The organism is Pseudomonas sp. 20P_3.2_Bac5 (assembly GCF_025466035.1).
GTDB lineage: Bacteria > Pseudomonadota > Gammaproteobacteria > Pseudomonadales > Pseudomonadaceae > Aquipseudomonas.
Genome location: NZ_JANLOA010000066.1, coordinates 132,177 through 148,365 on the forward strand (window position 1 = coordinate 132,177; position 16,189 = coordinate 148,365).

Sequence of the window (16,189 nt, forward strand, 5' to 3'; positions counted from 1 at the left end):
AAAAACCTTCAGCCCTTGTGCAGTTTGCTCATCAACTCCGCCTCAGCCTGGGTCAAACCGCAGGTCTGGGTCAGTTCGTCGACGCTGGCGCCCATGCCCACCAGCCGCGCCGCCTGAGCAAACGACAGGCTGTTGGGATCACGCTGCTCCAGTTGCAACATCTTCTCCGGCAGGGGCGCGACCGCCGCACGCAGTTCGTGCAACGCCTCGCCCATCGCCACCGAGCTGTTCTGGTAGTCGTCCAGGCGCTTGCCCAGGTCCTTGATGCGCTGGTCACGCAACGCATCGCCCTGAGCCTGCTGCGAGGCCATTTCGCGCTGGCGCTTGCTATAGCCGATGAACAGCCACACGCTCAACGCCCAGAGCATCGCCAGGAATACAACCGCAACCTCCAGGATCAACTCAGATGTTCTCCAGCTCGGACCACTCTTCCTCGGTCATCATCTTGTCCAGCTCGACCAGGATCAGCAGTTCGCCGTTTTTGTTGCAAACGCCCTGGATGAACTTGGCCGACTCTTCGTTACCGACGTTCGGCGCGGTTTCCACTTCGGACTGACGCAGGTAGACCACTTCGGCCACGCTGTCGACGAGGATGCCGACCACTTGCTTGTCTGCCTCGATGATGACGATCCGGGTGTTGTCAGTGACGTCGCTTGGCGCCAGGCCGAAACGCTGACGGGTGTCGATCACGGTGACCACGTTGCCGCGCAGGTTGATGATGCCCAGCACGTAGCTCGGTGCACCCGGAACCGGCGCGATCTCGGTGTAGCGCAGCACTTCCTGGACCTGCATCACGTTGATGCCGTAGGACTCGTTGTCCAGGCGGAAGGTTACCCACTGCAGGATCGGATCTTCGGAACCCTGTCCAGACGTCTTTTTCATTCCCCTAACCCTCAAAAACCGCCGTCGGCGGAGTGCTCAGTGCGATCGCGCCGGTGCGCGACCGATCATTTATGGTTCAACTGCATCTTCTTGACCGCACCACTGGCGATCAACTCGGCCAGCTCGGCGACGTCCAGCAATGCACACATGTGTTCGATCACCGTGCCGGCCAGCCACGGCCGCTGGCCGCGCTGGGTACGCCACTTGATCTCGCTCGGGTCCAGGCGCAACGAGCGGCTGACCTGATGCACCGCCAGCCCCCACTCATAGCCCTGCACCGAAATCACGTACTGCAGACCGTCGCGGAAATCGTCGCGATAGCGCTCGGGCATGACCCAGCGCGCGGTGTCCAGCACCTTGAGGTTGCCCGCCTGGCTCGGCAGGATGCCGAGGAACCAGTCCGGCTGGCCGAACAGCGGCGTCAGTTCGTGACCGTGCAGCGAATAGATCGACCCAAGGCACACCAACGGCACCGCCAGGGTCAGCCCGGCAACATCGAACAGCAGGCATTCGAACGGCTCCGCGGCCCAGGACGGACGACCGTCCACCGTCTTCGGCGGCTGCGGCACATCCGGGGCCAGGTGGACCTCCACCAGCGGCTCGATCAGCCCAGGCGCCTCGACAACCGGTTCGATGACCGGCGCAACGACCTTCTCGACCACCGGCTCTACCACCGGTGCAACCTTCAGGACCGGCGGCGCGACCACGACCCTGGCCGGCGCAGGCTCGGCGAAGGTGGTCGGTGCGGCGGTGGTTTCGCGGCGCGCATCGCGGGCCTGCTCTTCCAGCACCGCGGCCTGGAACTCATCCAGCACCTGGGTGGAAACCGGTGGCGCGGGCGGCTCGGCCGCCACCGGGATTACCGGCGGCAGCGTTGGTACAACCACAGGTTCCGCGTAAGGCAGTTCTTCAGTGGCTTCATGCAGCAACCCGTCGAGGTACGACTGCAAGGCCATTTGTGGCCGGGTGGCGAGGTTTTGCGGACGGTTCATCAAGCCACCTGCGCCACGGATTTCTGCGTCAGCAGGTGCTTGAGCAAGGCGCGATAAGCCACCACGCCGCGGCTCTTGGCGTCGTATTGCGACGGTGTCACCCCCGCCCGGCTGGCATCGCGCAGGCGGGTATCGACCGGGATGTAACCTTGCCAGATGTCGTCCGGATAGCCGTCACGCAGCACTTTGAGGGTGCCCATGGACGCTTGGGTGCGACGGTCGAACAGGGTCGGCACGATGTGGAACGGCAGCGCCTGGCGGCGCGAACGGTTGACCATCGCCAGGGTGCTGACCATCCGCTCCAGGCCCTTCACGGCCAGGTATTCGGTCTGCACCGGGATCACCAGTTGCTGGCTGGCCGCCAGCGCATTGACCATCAGCACGCCGAGCAGCGGCGGGCTGTCGATCAGGGCGTAATCGAAATCCTGCCAGAGCTGCGCCAGACTCTTGGCGATTACCAGGCCCAGGCCGTTCTGCCCGGGCGACTGGCGCTCCAGCACCGCCAGCGCGGTACTGGACGGCAACAGCGAAATCTTCTCGTGGCTGGTGGGCAGCAGCAGTTGTCCCGGCAAGCCTTCGGGCACCGTGCCCTTGTGCTGGAACAGGTCGAAGTTGCTGTGCTCCAGGGTGTCGGGGTTGTGCCCGAAATAGCTGGTCATCGACCCATGCGGGTCGAGGTCGACCACAACCACGCGCCGCCCGGCATCGGCCAGCAAACCTGCCAGGGCGATGGACGTGGTGGTCTTGCCGACGCCACCTTTTTGATTGGCTACTGCCCAGACTCTCATGCGCTGCTTCCTCCCGGTCCGACCGTAGCCAGCCGGGATCGATTAAAAGGTCGACGACGGAGAATTGACGGGATTGCTCCCGGCCGTCGGTGATACCACGGGCGGTGCAGTTTGTGTGCCAGCGCGCTTGAGCGCAGCATCCGGGCTCGCATTGGCGGTGCCGGTACCGGTCAGGCTGCGGCGCACTTCCAAGTTGCGCGAAATCACCAGCACGACGCGACGGTTCTTCGCCCGCCCTTGCTGGGTGGTGTTGCTGGCGATCGGCTGGAACTCGCCATAGCCGACGGACGCCATGCGCGCCGGATTGACCCCTTCCATGGCCAGCAGGCGGACGATACTCGCCGCCCGCGCCGACGACAGCTCCCAGTTGGTCGGGTACTGCGCGGTACGGATCGGCTGGTCATCGGTGAAACCTTCGACGTGCACCGGGTTGGCGAACGGTTTGATGATATTCGCCACTTTCTCGATCAGGTTGAACGCGACATCACTGGGCATGGCGTCACCGCTGCCGAACAGCAGCGAGGAGCTCAGCTCGATCTCGATCCACAGTTCGTTGCCGCGCACGGTCATCTGGTCGGATTTGATCAGGTCGCCGAAGGCCTGCATCACTTCATCGGTGATGGTCTTCAGCGGATCGGCGCTGGTCTGGGCGAGGCCGGCATCGACCTGCTCGCTGTCCTTGATCAGGGGTTGCGCCGGCCGCACGCTCAGTGGTCGCTCCTCGCCAATGGGGATCGGCTTGGTGCTGCGCTCGGCATCGGTGAACACGCCGATAAGCGCCTGGGACATGATTTTGTACTTGCCCTCGTTGATCGAGGAAATCGAGTACATGACCACGAAAAACGCGAACAGCAAGGTGATGAAGTCCGCGTAGGACACCAGCCAGCGTTCGTGATTCTCGTGTTCCTCGACTTTGCGGCGACGGGCCATGGTTACTCCATGAAGCCCTGAAGCTTCAGTTCGATCGAGCGCGGGTTCTCGCCTTCGGCGATCGATAGCAGGCCCTCAAGGAGCATCTCCCGATAGCGCGATTGCCGCATGACTTGCGCCTTGAGCTTGTTGGCCACGGGCAGGAGGATCAGGTTGGCACTGGCCACGCCATAGATGGTGGCGACGAACGCCACAGCGATGCCGTTACCCAGTTGCGACGGGTCGGCCAGGTTGCCCATGACGTGAATCAGGCCCATGACCGCACCGATGATGCCGATGGTCGGCGCGTAGCCGCCCATGCTTTCGAACACCTTGGCGGCCTGGATGTCGCGGCTTTCCTGGGTGAGGAAATCCACTTCGAGAATGCTGCGGATGGCTTCCGGCTCGGCGCCATCCACCAGCAGTTGCAGACCCTTGCGCGCATACGGATCGGGTTCGGCATCGGCCACGCCTTCCAGGCCGAGCAAGCCTTCCTTGCGTGCGGTGAGGCTCCAGTTGACGACCCGGTCGATACCGCCGGCCAGATCGACCCGTGGCGGGAACAGGATCCAGCCGAAAATCTGCAGCGCACGCTTGAACGAACTCAGCGGCGACTGCAGCAGCGCCGCCGCCAGGGTGCCACCGAGCACGATCAGTGCTGCCGGGCCGTTGAGCAGCGCGCCGACATGACCGCCTTCGAGCAGGTTGCCGCCAACGATTGCGACGAAGGCGAGGATGATACCGAGAAGGCTGAGAACATCCATCAGACGCACGCCTCAACCAGATGACGACCGATGTCGTCGAGACCGTAGACCGCGTCAGCCAGGTTGGCTTTGACGATCGCCATCGGCATGCCGTAGATCACGCAGCTCGCTTCATCCTGAGCCCAGACCTGGCTGCCGCCCTGCTTGAGCAGACGCGCGCCTTCGCGGCCGTCGGCGCCCATGCCGGTCAACACCACCGCCAGCACCTTGTCACCGTAGGACTTGGCCGCCGAACCGAAGGTGATATCCACGCACGGCTTGTAGTTCAGACGCTCGTCGCCCGGAAGGATTTTCACCATGCCGCGACCGTCGACCATCATCTGCTTGCCGCCGGGCGCCAACAGGGCCAGACCCGGACGCAGCATGTCGCCGTCCTCGGCTTCCTTGACGTTGATCTTGCACAGCTTGTCCAGGCGCTCGGCGAACGCCTTGGTAAAGGCCGCCGGCATGTGCTGGATCAGCACGATCGGCGCCGGGAAATTGGCTGGCAGTTGGGTCAGCACCCGCTGCAGCGCGACCGGACCACCGGTGGAGGTACCGATAGCCAGCAGTTTGTAGGCCTTGCGCTTGGGCGCGGGCGAATTGCTTGCCGCCGGCGCCTGGGTCGGCTGACGGGTCGGCAGCGGCGCACTGGCGCGGGCGGCGCCGAGGGACGACACCGGGCTGGAAGAAGTGGTGGTCACCGCCGGCAGCGTGCTGGCGTAGCTGCTGAAACGACGGTTGCTGCGGGAGATGGTGTGAACCTTCTCGCACAGCATCTGCTTGACCTTGTCCGGGTTGCGCGAGATGTCTTCGAAGTTCTTCGGCAGGTAATCGACGGCGCCGGCATCCAGCGCATCGAGGGTTACCCGGGCACCTTCGTGGGTCAGCGAGGAGAACATCAGCACCGGGGTCGGGCAGCGCTGCATGATGTGGCGAACTGCGGTGATGCCATCCATGGTGGGCATCTCGTAGTCCATGGTGATGACATCGGGTTTGAGCGACAGTGCCTGGTCGATCGCTTCCTTGCCATTGGTGGCGGTGCCGACGACCTGGATGGTCGGGTCCGCCGAGAGAATTTCCGAGACACGGCGGCGGAAGAAACCGGAATCATCCACCACCAGGACCTTGACTGCCATAAACACTCCATTAGGTAGCGCGACCGCGAGGCCGCGCCACCGGGATCAAATTCGCCGTGCGGCGTAACGCTTGAGCATGCTCGGGACGTCGAGGATCAGCGCAATGCGCCCGTCACCGGTAATGGTCGCGCCCGACATGCCCGGGGTGCCCTGGAGCATCTTGCCCAGCGGCTTGATGACCACTTCTTCCTGGCCAACCAGTTGATCGACGACGAAGCCGATCCGCTGAGTGCCCACCGAAAGGATCACCACATGGCCTTCATGCTGCTCTTCATGAGCGGCAGAACTGACCAGCCAGCGTTTGAGGTAGAACAATGGCAACGCTTTGTCGCGGACGATCACCACTTCCTGGCCGTCGACCACGTTGGTGCGCGACAGGTCGAGGTGGAAGATCTCGTTGACGTTGACCAGCGGGAAGGCGAAGGCCTGGTTGCCCAGCATCACCATCAGGGTCGGCATGATCGCCAGGGTCAGCGGCACCTTGATGACGATCTTCGAACCCTGGCCCTTGGCCGAGTAGATGCTGATCGAGCCGTTGAGCTGGGCAATCTTGGTCTTCACCACGTCCATGCCGACGCCGCGGCCGGACACGTCGGAAATCTCGGTCTTGGTCGAGAAGCCCGGGGCGAAGATCAGGTTGTAGCAGTCCGACTCGCTCAGGCGGTCGGCCGCGTCCTTGTCCATCAGGCCCTTTTCCACGGCCTTGGCGCGCAGCACGCCAGGGTCCATGCCCTTGCCGTCGTCGGAGATCGAGAGAAGGATGTGGTCACCTTCCTGCTCGGCCGACAGCACCACCTTGCCACCGCGGGACTTGCCCGAGGCTTCGCGCTCTTCCGGCGTTTCGACACCATGGTCGACGGCGTTGCGCACCAAGTGGACCAGCGGGTCGGCCAGGGCCTCGACAAGGTTCTTGTCGAGGTCGGTTTCTTCGCCGACCAGCTCCAGGGTGATGTCTTTCTTCAACTGCCGCGCAAGGTCGCGAACCAGGCGCGGGAAGCGCCCGAAGACCTTCTTGATCGGCTGCATGCGGGTCTTCATGACCGCGGTCTGCAGGTCGGCGGTGACCACGTCGAGGTTCGACACGGCCTTGGACATGGCCTCGTCGCCGCTGTTCAGGCCCAGGCGGACCAGGCGGTTACGCACCAGCACCAGTTCGCCCACCATGTTCATGATTTCGTCCAGCCGCGCGGTATCGACCCGCACGGTGGTTTCCGTCTCGTTGGCCGGATGCTTGTCAGCGGCAGCAGGGGCAGCAGCCGGAGCGGCCTGACGTGCCGGCGCAGGCGCGGCAGGTTTGGCGGCAGCGGCAGGCGCGGCGGCGGCAGGTTTGGCTGCCGGCTTGGCGGCGACTGCAACGGCCGGCGCGGCGGCGCTCACGCTGTCAGGCACGAACTTGCCTTTGCCGTGCAACTCATCGAGCAGTGCTTCGAATTCGTGCTCGGTGATGTGATCGCCCGAGCCACCGGCAGCCACGGCGGGCTCGCTGGCTTCTGGCGCGGCGGCCACGGTACCTGGCAATGCGTCTACGGCGAAGGAGCCCTTGCCATGGAGTTGGTCGAGCAGCGCTTCGAATTCGGCATCGGTGATTTCGTCGCTGGCGGCACCCGCCACTTCGGCGACCGGCGCTGACGCGGCGGCGCTTGGCAGGCTGTCGGCAGCGAACTGGCCTTTGCCGTGCAACTGGTCGAGCAGGGATTCGAACTCGGCGTCGGTGATTTCGTCGCTGGCAGCAGTCGCTTCGGCCTCTTCCTTGACCGCACCCAGCGAATCGAGCAGTTGCTCGAACTCACTGTCGGTGATGTCACCGGAAACGGCGGCCACTTCAGGCGCCGCTTCGGCCACAGGCTCAGCCTCTGCCGGAGCAGCGGCACCGCCCGGCTCGGCCAGACGCGCCAGGGCGCCCAGCAGCTCAGGCGTGGCCGGGGTGACGTCGGTACGCTCGCGAACCTGACCGAACATGCTGTTGACGGTATCCAGTGCCTCCAGGACCACGTCCATCAGTTCGGAATCGACCCGACGCTCTCCCTTGCGCAGGATGTCGAATACGTTTTCGGCGATGTGGCAGCACTCCACCAGCTCATGGAGCTGGAGGAAGCCGGCGCCCCCTTTTACAGTGTGAAAACCGCGAAAGATCGCATTGAGCAGGTCGGAATCATCCGGGCGGCTTTCCAGCTCGACCAGTTGCTCGGACAGTTGCTCAAGAATTTCGCCGGCCTCTACCAGGAAATCCTGAAGGATTTCTTCATCGGCGCCGAAGCTCATCAAACGTGCTCCCTAAAAACCCAGGCTGGACAGCAGATCATCGACATCGTCCTGGCCGGACACGACATCTTCACGTTTATCGGCATGAATTTGCGGTCCTTCACCCCGGGTCGGATGTTTATCTTGGTCTTGCTCGGCACGAAGCTGCTGGTGGTCATGTTCGATACCGGCGAAGCGGTCGACCTGACTGGCCATCAGTACGAGCTTGAGCAGATTGCTTTCGACTTCGGTGACCAACGAGGTCACCCGCTTGATCACCTGGCCGGTCAGATCCTGATAGTCCTGTGCCAGGAGAATATCGTTGAGGTACCCGGTTACGGTGTGGGTACCCTCGGCGCTGCGCGCCAGAAACCTGTCGACACGCTGGACCAGCTCACGAAACTCCGGCGCCGCAACTTCGCGGCGCATGAAGCGCTGCCAGTCGTCGTGCAGTTCACGGGCTTCGTTGGTGAGATCGTGGAGCACGGGCGTACCCTGCTCGACCAGGTCCATCGTGCGGTTCGCCGCCGCCTCGGTCAGCTTGACCACATAGGACAAGCGCTCGGTGGCGTCGGTGATTTGCGAAACTTCCTCGGCCTGCGGCATGTGCGGATCGATCTGGAAACTGACGATCGCACTGTGCAGCTCTCGCGTGAGCTTGCCGACTTCCTGATACAGGCCGCGGTCACGGGTCTGGTTCAGCTGATGGATCAGTTGCACCGCGTCGCCGAAATTGCCTCGTTCGAGGCTTTTCACCAGCTCCTGGGCGTGTTTCTTCAGCGTCGACTCAAAGTCGTCCAAAGATGAATGTTTATGCTCCATAGCGCCCCCGTGCGTACATCAGCTATTGACGCGCTCGAAGATCTTCTCGATTTTTTCTTTCAGCACCTGGGCAGTGAAAGGCTTGACCACATAGCCGTTAACGCCGGCCTGGGCAGCTTCGATGATCTGTTCGCGCTTGGCTTCGGCGGTCACCATCAGCACAGGCAAGTGTTTCAGACGCTCGTCCGCGCGGACTTTGCGCAGCAGGTCAATACCGGACATGCCAGGCATGTTCCAGTCGGTCACCAGGAAGTCGAAGTTGTTGCTTTCGAGCATGGGCAGCGCGGTGTTGCCGTCGTCGGCCTCATGCGTGTTGGTGAAGCCCAGGTCACGCAACAGGTTCTTGATGATCCGCCGCATCGTCGAAAAATCGTCAACGATGAGGATTTTCATTTCTTTGTTCAATTAGACCTCCAAGCAGTCTTTAACGCGCTCAGCGCTGAACGCGCGTTCAATCAATTCCGGCACCACGGTATTACGACTGCATCGAAGCTGTGCTCAACGCGCCCGCCATTCCCCCAGCCGGCTGCGCAGACGCGCCGCACACTGGCTATGCAACTGGCTGACGCGCGACTCGCTGACCCCCAGGACCTCACCGATTTCCTTGAGGTTCAGCTCTTCGTCGTAGTACAGCGCCAACACCAGGCGTTCACGTTCAGGCAGGTTGGCGATGGCATCGGCCAAGGCTGCCTGAAAGCGCTCGTCTTCCAGATCGCGCGAAGGCTCGAGCTGGGCACTGGCACCGTCCTCGTGCAGGCCTTCATGTTCGCCGTCCTGCAACAGGTCGTCGAAACTGAACAGGCGGCTGCCCAAGGTATCGTTCAAAATCCCGTAGTAATCATCGAGACTCAATTGAAGTTCGGCAGCAACCTCGTGATCTTTAGCGTCACGACCGGTTTTTGCCTCAATTGCACGAATCGCGTCGCTTACCATGCGGGTATTGCGGTGTACCGAACGCGGCGCCCAGTCACCCTTGCGTACTTCATCGAGCATGGCGCCGCGGATGCGGATGCCAGCGTAGGTCTCGAAACTGGCGCCCTTGCTCGAATCGTATTTGTTGGAGACTTCGAGCAGGCCGATCATCCCGGCCTGGATCAGGTCTTCCACCTGCACGCTGGCCGGCAACCGCGCCAGCAGGTGATAGGCGATACGCTTGACCAACGGCGCATAACGCTCGATCAGTTCGTACTGGGCGTCACGCGAGGCCTTGCTGTACATCCGATAACCGCTCGCGCTCATAGCACAGGACCCGCGCTGGTAGGCTGCACCAGACGCTCGACAAAGAACTCCAGGTGCCCGCGCGGGTTGGCTGGCAGCGGCCAGCTATCGACCTTCTGGGCGATCGCCTTGAACGCCAGCGCGCACTTGGAACGCGGAAAGGCTTCATAGACCGCTCGCTGCTTCTGCACAGCCTTGCGCACACACTCGTCGTAGGGCACAGCCCCGACGTATTGTAGGGCCACATCCAGGAAGCGATCCGTGACCTTGGTCAACTTGGCGAACAGATTGCGACCTTCCTGCGGGCTCTGCGCCATGTTCGCCAGAACGCGGAAACGGTTCATGCCGTAATCACGGTTGAGCAGCTTGATCAGGGCGTAGGCGTCGGTGATCGAAGTCGGCTCGTCGCAGACCACCAGGAGTACTTCCTGGGCGGCGCGGACAAAGCTGACCACCGACTCGCCAATCCCCGCAGCGGTGTCGATCACCAGCACGTCGAGGTTGTCGCCGATCTCGCTGAATGCCTGGATCAGGCCGGCGTGCTGGGCAGGCCCCAGGTGCACCATGCTCTGGGTACCGGAAGCGGCCGGCACGATGCGCACGCCGCCAGGCCCCTGCAGGAGCACATCGCGCAGCTCGCAGCGGCCTTCGATGACATCAGCCAGGGTGCGTTTGGGGGTGAGCCCGAGCAGTACGTCGACATTGGCCAGGCCAAGGTCGGCGTCCAACAGCATGACGCGACGGCCGAGTTCGGCCAGCGCCAGCGACAGATTCACTGACACGTTGGTCTTGCCGACGCCACCTTTGCCGCCGGTCACGGCGATCACCTGTACGGGATGCATGCTACCCATATTTGTTCTTTACCTTGTCTTGCTTAGACCGAGGCCACATGACTGGCTGCCCCTGGAACAACTGAAAAATGCCCGGCAGACCCTGTGATGTAGGTACTTTGCAACTGAAACATATCCACCTCAGCCGACGCGTTTGCCGTCACTGTGGTACAGGTCGGCGAACATATCGGCCATGGCCTCCTCGCTCGGCTCGTCCTGCATCTGCACACTGACCGCGCGGCTCACCAACTGGTGACGGCGCGGCAGGTGCAGGTCGTCAGGAATGCGCGGGCCATCGGTGAGATAGGCCACTGGCAATTCGTGACTGATGGCCAGGCTCAGGACTTCGCCCAAGCTGGCGGTTTCATCGAGTTTGGTCAGGATGCAACCGGCCAGGCCGCAGCGTTTGTAGCTGTGGTAGGCGGCGGTCAGCACCTGCTTCTGGCTGGTCGTTGCCAGCACCAGATAGTTCCGGGCGTGGATACCGCGCCCGGCCAGTGTTTCAAGCTGCATGCGCAGGGCCGGATCGCTGGCCTGCAGGCCGGCGGTATCGATCAGCACCACGCGCTTGCGCAGCAACGGTTCCAGCGCCTGGGCCAGGGACTGGCCAGGATCGACGTGGGTTACCGAAACGTTGAGGATGCGCCCGAGCGTCTTGAGCTGCTCCTGGGCACCAATACGGAAACTGTCCATGCTGACCAGCGCCAGGTTCTGCGCGCCGTACTTGAGCACGTAACGCGCAGCCAGCTTGGCCAGGGTGGTGGTCTTGCCCATGCCGGCCGGGCCGACCATGGCAATCACCCCGCCCTCTTCGATCGGCTCGACTTCCGGCACATGGATCATGCGCGCCAGGTGAGCGAGCAGCATCCGCCAGCCGTGGCGCGGGTCTTCGATATCGACGGTCAGGTTGAGCAGGTCGCGCGACAGCGGGCCGGACAGGCCGATCCGCTGCAGACGGCGCCAGAGGTTGGCCTGGTGCGGCTTGCTGCCTTGCAGTTGGGTCCAGGCCAGCGAGCCGAGCTGAACTTCCAGCAGTTCGCGCAGGCCGGACAACTCGGAGCGCATCGTGTCGAACAGGCGCTGATCGATCGGCGCGGCGACCGGTGCGACAGGCGCCGGTGGCAGCTCTGCGGCGCGGGACTCGACCAGCGGCTCGGAGGCGGTCAGCGGCAGGCCGGCGAACAACTGGCGGTTGCCCGTGTCGCTTTCGTTGCGGGTGGTCAGCTCGGCCTGGGCGGTAGCGATGCGCGATTGGGTCTTGCGCAGTTCGTCTTCCAGCTCGACGTTCGGCACCCGCGGCGACAGGGCAGACAGCTTGTAGTCCAGCGCAGCCGTCAGCTCGACACCGCCAGCAATCCGTCGGTTGCCGATGATGGCGGCATCAGCCCCCAGCTCATCACGAACCAGCTTCATGGCTTGACGCATATCGGCGGCGAAAAAACGCTTAACTTGCATAACCCACTACCTCAGCCGTTGGGGCCTACTGTGGCAACGATGGTGACTTGCTTGTTGTCAGGTATTTCCTGATACGCCAAAACATGCAAATTCGGTACAGCCAGGCGACCGAAGCGCGACAGCATGGCCCGGATCGGTCCCGCAACCAGCAGGATGGCCGGCTGCCCCTGCATCTCCTGACGCTGGGCTGCCTCGATCAACGAACGCTGAAGCTTTTCAGCCATGCTTGGCTCAAGAAGAACACCGTCTTCCTGACCTTGCCCGGCCCTTTGCAGACTATTGAGCAAAATCTGTTCCAACCTTGGTTCAAGGGTGATCACAGGGAGCTCGGACTCAGTCCCGACAATGCTTTGCACGATAGCGCGACACAATCCGACGCGGACTGCGGCGACCAGCGCGGCGGTATCTTGACTCTTGCTGGCGTTGTTCGCGATTGCCTCGGCGATCGTACGGATATCCCTGACAGGAACCTGTTCCGAGAGCAGCGCCTGCAGCACCTTGAGCAGCCCCGACAACGGCAGCACGCCGGGCACGATTTCCTCGGCCAGTTTCGGCGACCCCTTGGCCAGCACCTGCAGCAGTTGCTGGACTTCTTCGTGGCCGATCAGCTCATGGCAGTGCTTGTAGAGAATCTGGTTGAGGTGGGTGGCGACCACGGTACTGGCGTCCACCACGGTGTAGCCCAGCGACTGCGCCTGGCCGCGCTGGCTGACGTCGATCCACACCGCCTCCAGGCCGAAGGCCGGGTCGCGCGCGGCGATACCGTTGAGGGTGCCGAACACCTGCCCCGGGTTGATCGCCATTTCCCGCTCCGGGTAAATCTCCGCCTCGGCCAGGATCACCCCCATCAGGGTAAGGCGGTAGGTGCTCGGCGCCAGATCGAGGTTGTCGCGGATGTGCACGGTGGGCATTAGGAAGCCCAGGTCCTGGGACAGCTTCTTGCGCACGCCCTTGATCCGCGCCAGCAATTGCCCGCCCTGGTTGCGGTCCACCAGCGGAATCAGCCGGTAACCCACTTCCAGGCCGATCATGTCGATCGGGGTCACATCGTCCCAGCCCAGCTCCTTGGTGTCGGCGGCGCGCTGTGGCGACGGCAGCAGGTCTTGCTGACGCTGGACTTCCTGGGCGGCCTTGACCTTGACCTGGTTCTGCTTCTTCCACACCAGGTAGGCGCCACCACCGGCCATGACGCCGAGGCTGAGGAAGGCCACGTGCGGCATGCCCGGCACCAGGCCCATGACGATCATGATCGCGGCGGACACCGCCAGCGCCTTCGGCGAATCGAACATCTGCCGGTTGATCTGCTTGCCCATGTCTTCCGAACCGGAAGCACGGGTCACCATGATTGCCGCGGCGGTGGACAGCAGCAGCGATGGCAATTGCGCCACCAAACCGTCACCGATGGTCAGCAGGGCGTAGACCCTGCCGGCGTCGCCGAAGGTCATGCCGTGCTGGACCATACCGATGGCCATGCCGCCGATCAGGTTGATGAACAGGATCAGCAGGCCGGCGATGGCGTCACCGCGGACGAACTTGCTCGCACCGTCCATGGAGCCGTAGAACTCGGCTTCCTGGGCCACTTCGGCACGGCGGGACTTGGCCTGGTTCTGGTCGATCAGGCCGGCGTTGAGGTCGGCGTCGATGGCCATCTGCTTGCCGGGCATCGCATCGAGGGTGAAACGCGCGCTCACCTCGGAGATACGGCCGGCACCCTTGGTCACCACGACGAAGTTGATGATCATCAGGATCGCGAAGACCACGATACCGACCACGTAGTTGCCGCCGATGACCACATCACCGAAGGCCTGGATCACCTTACCGGCGGCGGCGTGGCCGTCATGACCGTGGAGCAGCACGACCCGGGTGGACGCCACGTTCAGCGCCAGGCGCAGCAACGTCGCCACCAGCAGAATGGTCGGAAACGCGGCGAAATCCAGCGGGCGCAGGGCGTACACACAAACCAGCAGGACGACGATGGACAACGCGATGTTGAAGGTGAAGAACACGTCGAGCAGGAACGGCGGGATCGGCAACATCATCATTGCCAGCATGATCAGCAGCAGCACCGGCACCCCGAGGTTGCCCTTGCCCAGGCCGCTGAGATTGCTCCGCGCGCTGTTGATTAACTGAGTGCGATCCACCGGTTGTCCTCATCAAGCAAACTTTTGACGCCACGGGGGCGCTTGGCGCTGCTCATTGCAAGAACCTTTCCAACTTTGCAGGGGGTGGTGTCCTGTTGGGCCTCATCGCTGCGGTTCGGCCGGGAAGGACAACAGAAAATCAGGAATCGCGCCGCAAATCCGGCGGAATAGGCAGATCCTTGAGCGGCTCCGGCGGCTTGCCCTTGCCCGCCTGGTGCTGGCGGATCTGATAGACGTAGGCCAGCACCTGGGCCACCGCCAGATAAAGCCCGGCGGGAATCTCTTCTTCCAGCTCCGTGGAGTAGTAGATCGACCGCGCCAGCGCCGGCGATTCCAATAGCTGGATGTTGTGCTGCACCGCGATCTCGCGGATTTTCAAGGCAATGAAGTCGGTGCCCTTGGCCAGCAACAGCGGCGCCGAACCCTTGTCCGGGTCGTATTTGAGCGCCACGGCGTAGTGGGTCGGGTTGGTGATGATCACGTCGGCCTCGGGCACGGCGGCCATCATCCGGCGCTGCGACATCTCGCGCTGGACCTGACGAATACGCTGCTTGACCTCAGGCTTGCCCTCGGTGTCCTTGTATTCGTCGCGCACTTCCTGCTTGGTCATCATCAGCTTCTGCTTCGCCTGCCAAAGCTGGATCGGCACGTCCACCGCCGCGATCAGCAGCAGCCCGCAGGCCATCCACAAGGCGCTCCAACCCACCACCTGAACGCTGTGGATAATCGCCTGGTCCAGCGGCTCATTGGCGATCGCCAGCAGGTCATCGCGGTCCGAGGACAACACCGCCAGCGCCACCAACAGGATCACGAAGAACTTGGCCAGGGCCTTGAGCAACTCGGCCAGCGAGTGCATGGAGAACATCCGCTTGATCCCCGCCAGCGGGTTCATCCGGCTGAACTTGGGCGCCATGGTGCCGGCAGCGAACAGCCAGCCGCCGAGGGCGATCGGCCCGAGCAAGGCGGCCAGCAGCAGCACCAGCAGCACCGGCTGGGTCGCGAGGATCGCCAGCTTGCCCGACGCCAGCAGGAAGATGCCCATGTAGCGCTCATCCATCAGCACTTCGCGGGACAGGCTGAAATTGCTGCGCATGATTTCCATCAGCGCCTCGGCCAGGTAACCGCCGAACGACAGCAGCCCGCCCGCCCCGGCGAGCATCACCGCCACGGTGTTCAGCTCTTTGGAGCGGGCAATCTCGCCCTTCTCCCGCGAGTCGTTCTTGCGCTTCTCGGTGGGGTCTTCTGTTTTGTCCTGACCGCTTTCGCTCTCTGCCATGCTCAGCGCGCCCGTGCCAGTTCACGCAGCCATTGCAGCGCCTCGGACGCCATTGACTGGTAGTGGGAAAGGATATCGGCCAGGCCGATCCAGAAAATCGCCATGCCCAGCACCAGGGTCATGGGAAAACCGATAGAGAAGATGTTCAGTTGCGGCGCGGCGCGGGTCATTACACCGAAGGCGATGTTGATCACCAGCAGCGCGGTGATCGCCGGCAGCACCAGCAACAGCGCCGCCCCCAGCACCCAGCCGAGGCGACCGGCCATGTCCCAGAAGTGATTGACCACCAGGCCGCCGCCCACGGGCAGCGTGGTGAAACTTTCGGTGAGGATTTCCAGCACCACCAGGTGCCCGTTCATCGCCAGGAACAGCAAGGTCACCAGCATGGTCAGGAACTGGCTGATCACCGTGGTGTTGACGCCGTTGGCCGGGTCGACCATTGAGGCGAAGGCCAGGCCCATCTGGATCGCGACGACTTGACCGGCGATCACGAAGGCCTGGAAAAGCAGTTGCAGGGCCAGGCCGAACAGCGCGCCGATGATGATCTGCTCGGCGATCAGCAGCAGCGCGCTGAGGTCGAGCGCCTGCACCGGCGGCATCGGCGGCAGGGCCGGGGCGATGACCACGGTAATGGCCACGGCGAAATACAGGCGCACCCGCGTCGGCACCAGCGTGGTGCCGAACACCGGCATGGTCATCAGCACCGCCGCCACACGGAACAGCGGCAGCATGAAGCTGGCCACCCATGTGGCG

General features: G+C 63.1%; 16 protein-coding genes. All 16 read right to left on the bottom strand.

Annotated features, from left to right (window positions below):
- Nucleotides 1-8 precede the first annotated feature (8 nt).
- Complete coding sequence (locus NTD88_RS11755) at nucleotides 9-401, bottom strand: DUF2802 domain-containing protein (protein WP_095156988.1); 393 nt, start codon at nucleotides 399-401, stop codon at nucleotides 9-11.
- 1 nt (nucleotide 402) lies between these two features.
- Nucleotides 403-882: a chemotaxis protein CheW gene (locus tag NTD88_RS11760; protein ID WP_095156987.1), complete on the bottom strand. Its 480-nt coding sequence runs from the start codon at nucleotides 880-882 to the stop codon at nucleotides 403-405.
- Between the two features lie 65 nt (nucleotides 883-947).
- Nucleotides 948-1,874, bottom strand: coding sequence for a CheW domain-containing protein (locus tag NTD88_RS11765; protein WP_262156134.1), 927 nt, complete (start codon nucleotides 1,872-1,874; stop codon nucleotides 948-950).
- Complete coding sequence (locus NTD88_RS11770) at nucleotides 1,874-2,662, bottom strand: ParA family protein (RefSeq protein WP_095156985.1); 789 nt, start codon at nucleotides 2,660-2,662, stop codon at nucleotides 1,874-1,876. The genes NTD88_RS11765 and NTD88_RS11770 overlap by 1 nt, the downstream gene beginning before the upstream one ends.
- A 42-nt stretch (nucleotides 2,663-2,704) precedes the next feature.
- Nucleotides 2,705-3,592 carry a flagellar motor protein MotD gene (motD, locus tag NTD88_RS11775; RefSeq protein ID WP_262156135.1) on the bottom strand — a complete coding sequence of 296 codons (888 nt, stop codon included), beginning with the start codon at nucleotides 3,590-3,592 and terminating at the stop codon, nucleotides 2,705-2,707.
- Between the two features lie 2 nt (nucleotides 3,593-3,594).
- Nucleotides 3,595-4,335, bottom strand: coding sequence for a flagellar motor protein (locus NTD88_RS11780; protein ID WP_095156983.1), 741 nt, complete (start codon nucleotides 4,333-4,335; stop codon nucleotides 3,595-3,597).
- Nucleotides 4,335-5,453: a chemotaxis response regulator protein-glutamate methylesterase gene (locus NTD88_RS11785; RefSeq protein ID WP_175651541.1), complete on the bottom strand. Its 1,119-nt coding sequence runs from the start codon at nucleotides 5,451-5,453 to the stop codon at nucleotides 4,335-4,337. Before NTD88_RS11785 ends, NTD88_RS11780 begins: the two co-directional genes overlap by 1 nt.
- 45 nt (nucleotides 5,454-5,498) lie before the next feature.
- Nucleotides 5,499-7,715, bottom strand: a complete 2,217-nt coding sequence (locus NTD88_RS11790) for a chemotaxis protein CheA (RefSeq protein ID WP_262191728.1) — start codon at nucleotides 7,713-7,715, stop codon at nucleotides 5,499-5,501.
- A 12-nt stretch (nucleotides 7,716-7,727) separates the two neighbouring features.
- On the bottom strand, nucleotides 7,728-8,516 hold the full coding sequence (locus NTD88_RS11795) for a protein phosphatase CheZ (RefSeq protein WP_095156980.1): 789 nt from the start codon (nucleotides 8,514-8,516) through the stop codon (nucleotides 7,728-7,730).
- 18 nt (nucleotides 8,517-8,534) lie between these two features.
- Nucleotides 8,535-8,909, bottom strand: coding sequence for a chemotaxis response regulator CheY (locus tag NTD88_RS11800; RefSeq protein ID WP_177431531.1), 375 nt, complete (start codon nucleotides 8,907-8,909; stop codon nucleotides 8,535-8,537).
- 105 nt (nucleotides 8,910-9,014) lie between these two features.
- On the bottom strand, nucleotides 9,015-9,755 hold the full coding sequence (gene fliA, locus NTD88_RS11805) for an RNA polymerase sigma factor FliA (protein WP_095156978.1): 741 nt from the start codon (nucleotides 9,753-9,755) through the stop codon (nucleotides 9,015-9,017).
- Entirely contained in the window at nucleotides 9,752-10,585 is an 834-nt protein-coding gene (gene fleN / locus NTD88_RS11810; RefSeq protein ID WP_095156977.1) for a flagellar synthesis regulator FleN, read from the bottom strand. Before fleN ends, fliA begins: the two co-directional genes overlap by 4 nt.
- A 120-nt stretch (nucleotides 10,586-10,705) precedes the next feature.
- Nucleotides 10,706-12,019 carry a flagellar biosynthesis protein FlhF gene (gene flhF, locus NTD88_RS11815; protein WP_095156976.1) on the bottom strand — a complete coding sequence of 438 codons (1,314 nt, stop codon included), beginning with the start codon at nucleotides 12,017-12,019 and terminating at the stop codon, nucleotides 10,706-10,708.
- 11 nt (nucleotides 12,020-12,030) lie between these two features.
- Nucleotides 12,031-14,160, bottom strand: coding sequence for a flagellar biosynthesis protein FlhA (gene flhA / locus NTD88_RS11820; protein WP_095156975.1), 2,130 nt, complete (start codon nucleotides 14,158-14,160; stop codon nucleotides 12,031-12,033).
- Nucleotides 14,161-14,299: 139 nt separating this feature from the next.
- Nucleotides 14,300-15,436: a flagellar biosynthesis protein FlhB gene (gene flhB / locus NTD88_RS11825; protein ID WP_175651536.1), complete on the bottom strand. Its 1,137-nt coding sequence runs from the start codon at nucleotides 15,434-15,436 to the stop codon at nucleotides 14,300-14,302.
- Nucleotides 15,437-15,438: 2 nt separating this feature from the next.
- Nucleotides 15,439-16,167, bottom strand: a complete 729-nt coding sequence (gene fliR / locus NTD88_RS11830; RefSeq protein ID WP_256587797.1) for a flagellar biosynthetic protein FliR — start codon at nucleotides 16,165-16,167, stop codon at nucleotides 15,439-15,441.
- Between the last annotated feature and the right edge of the window lie 22 nt (nucleotides 16,168-16,189).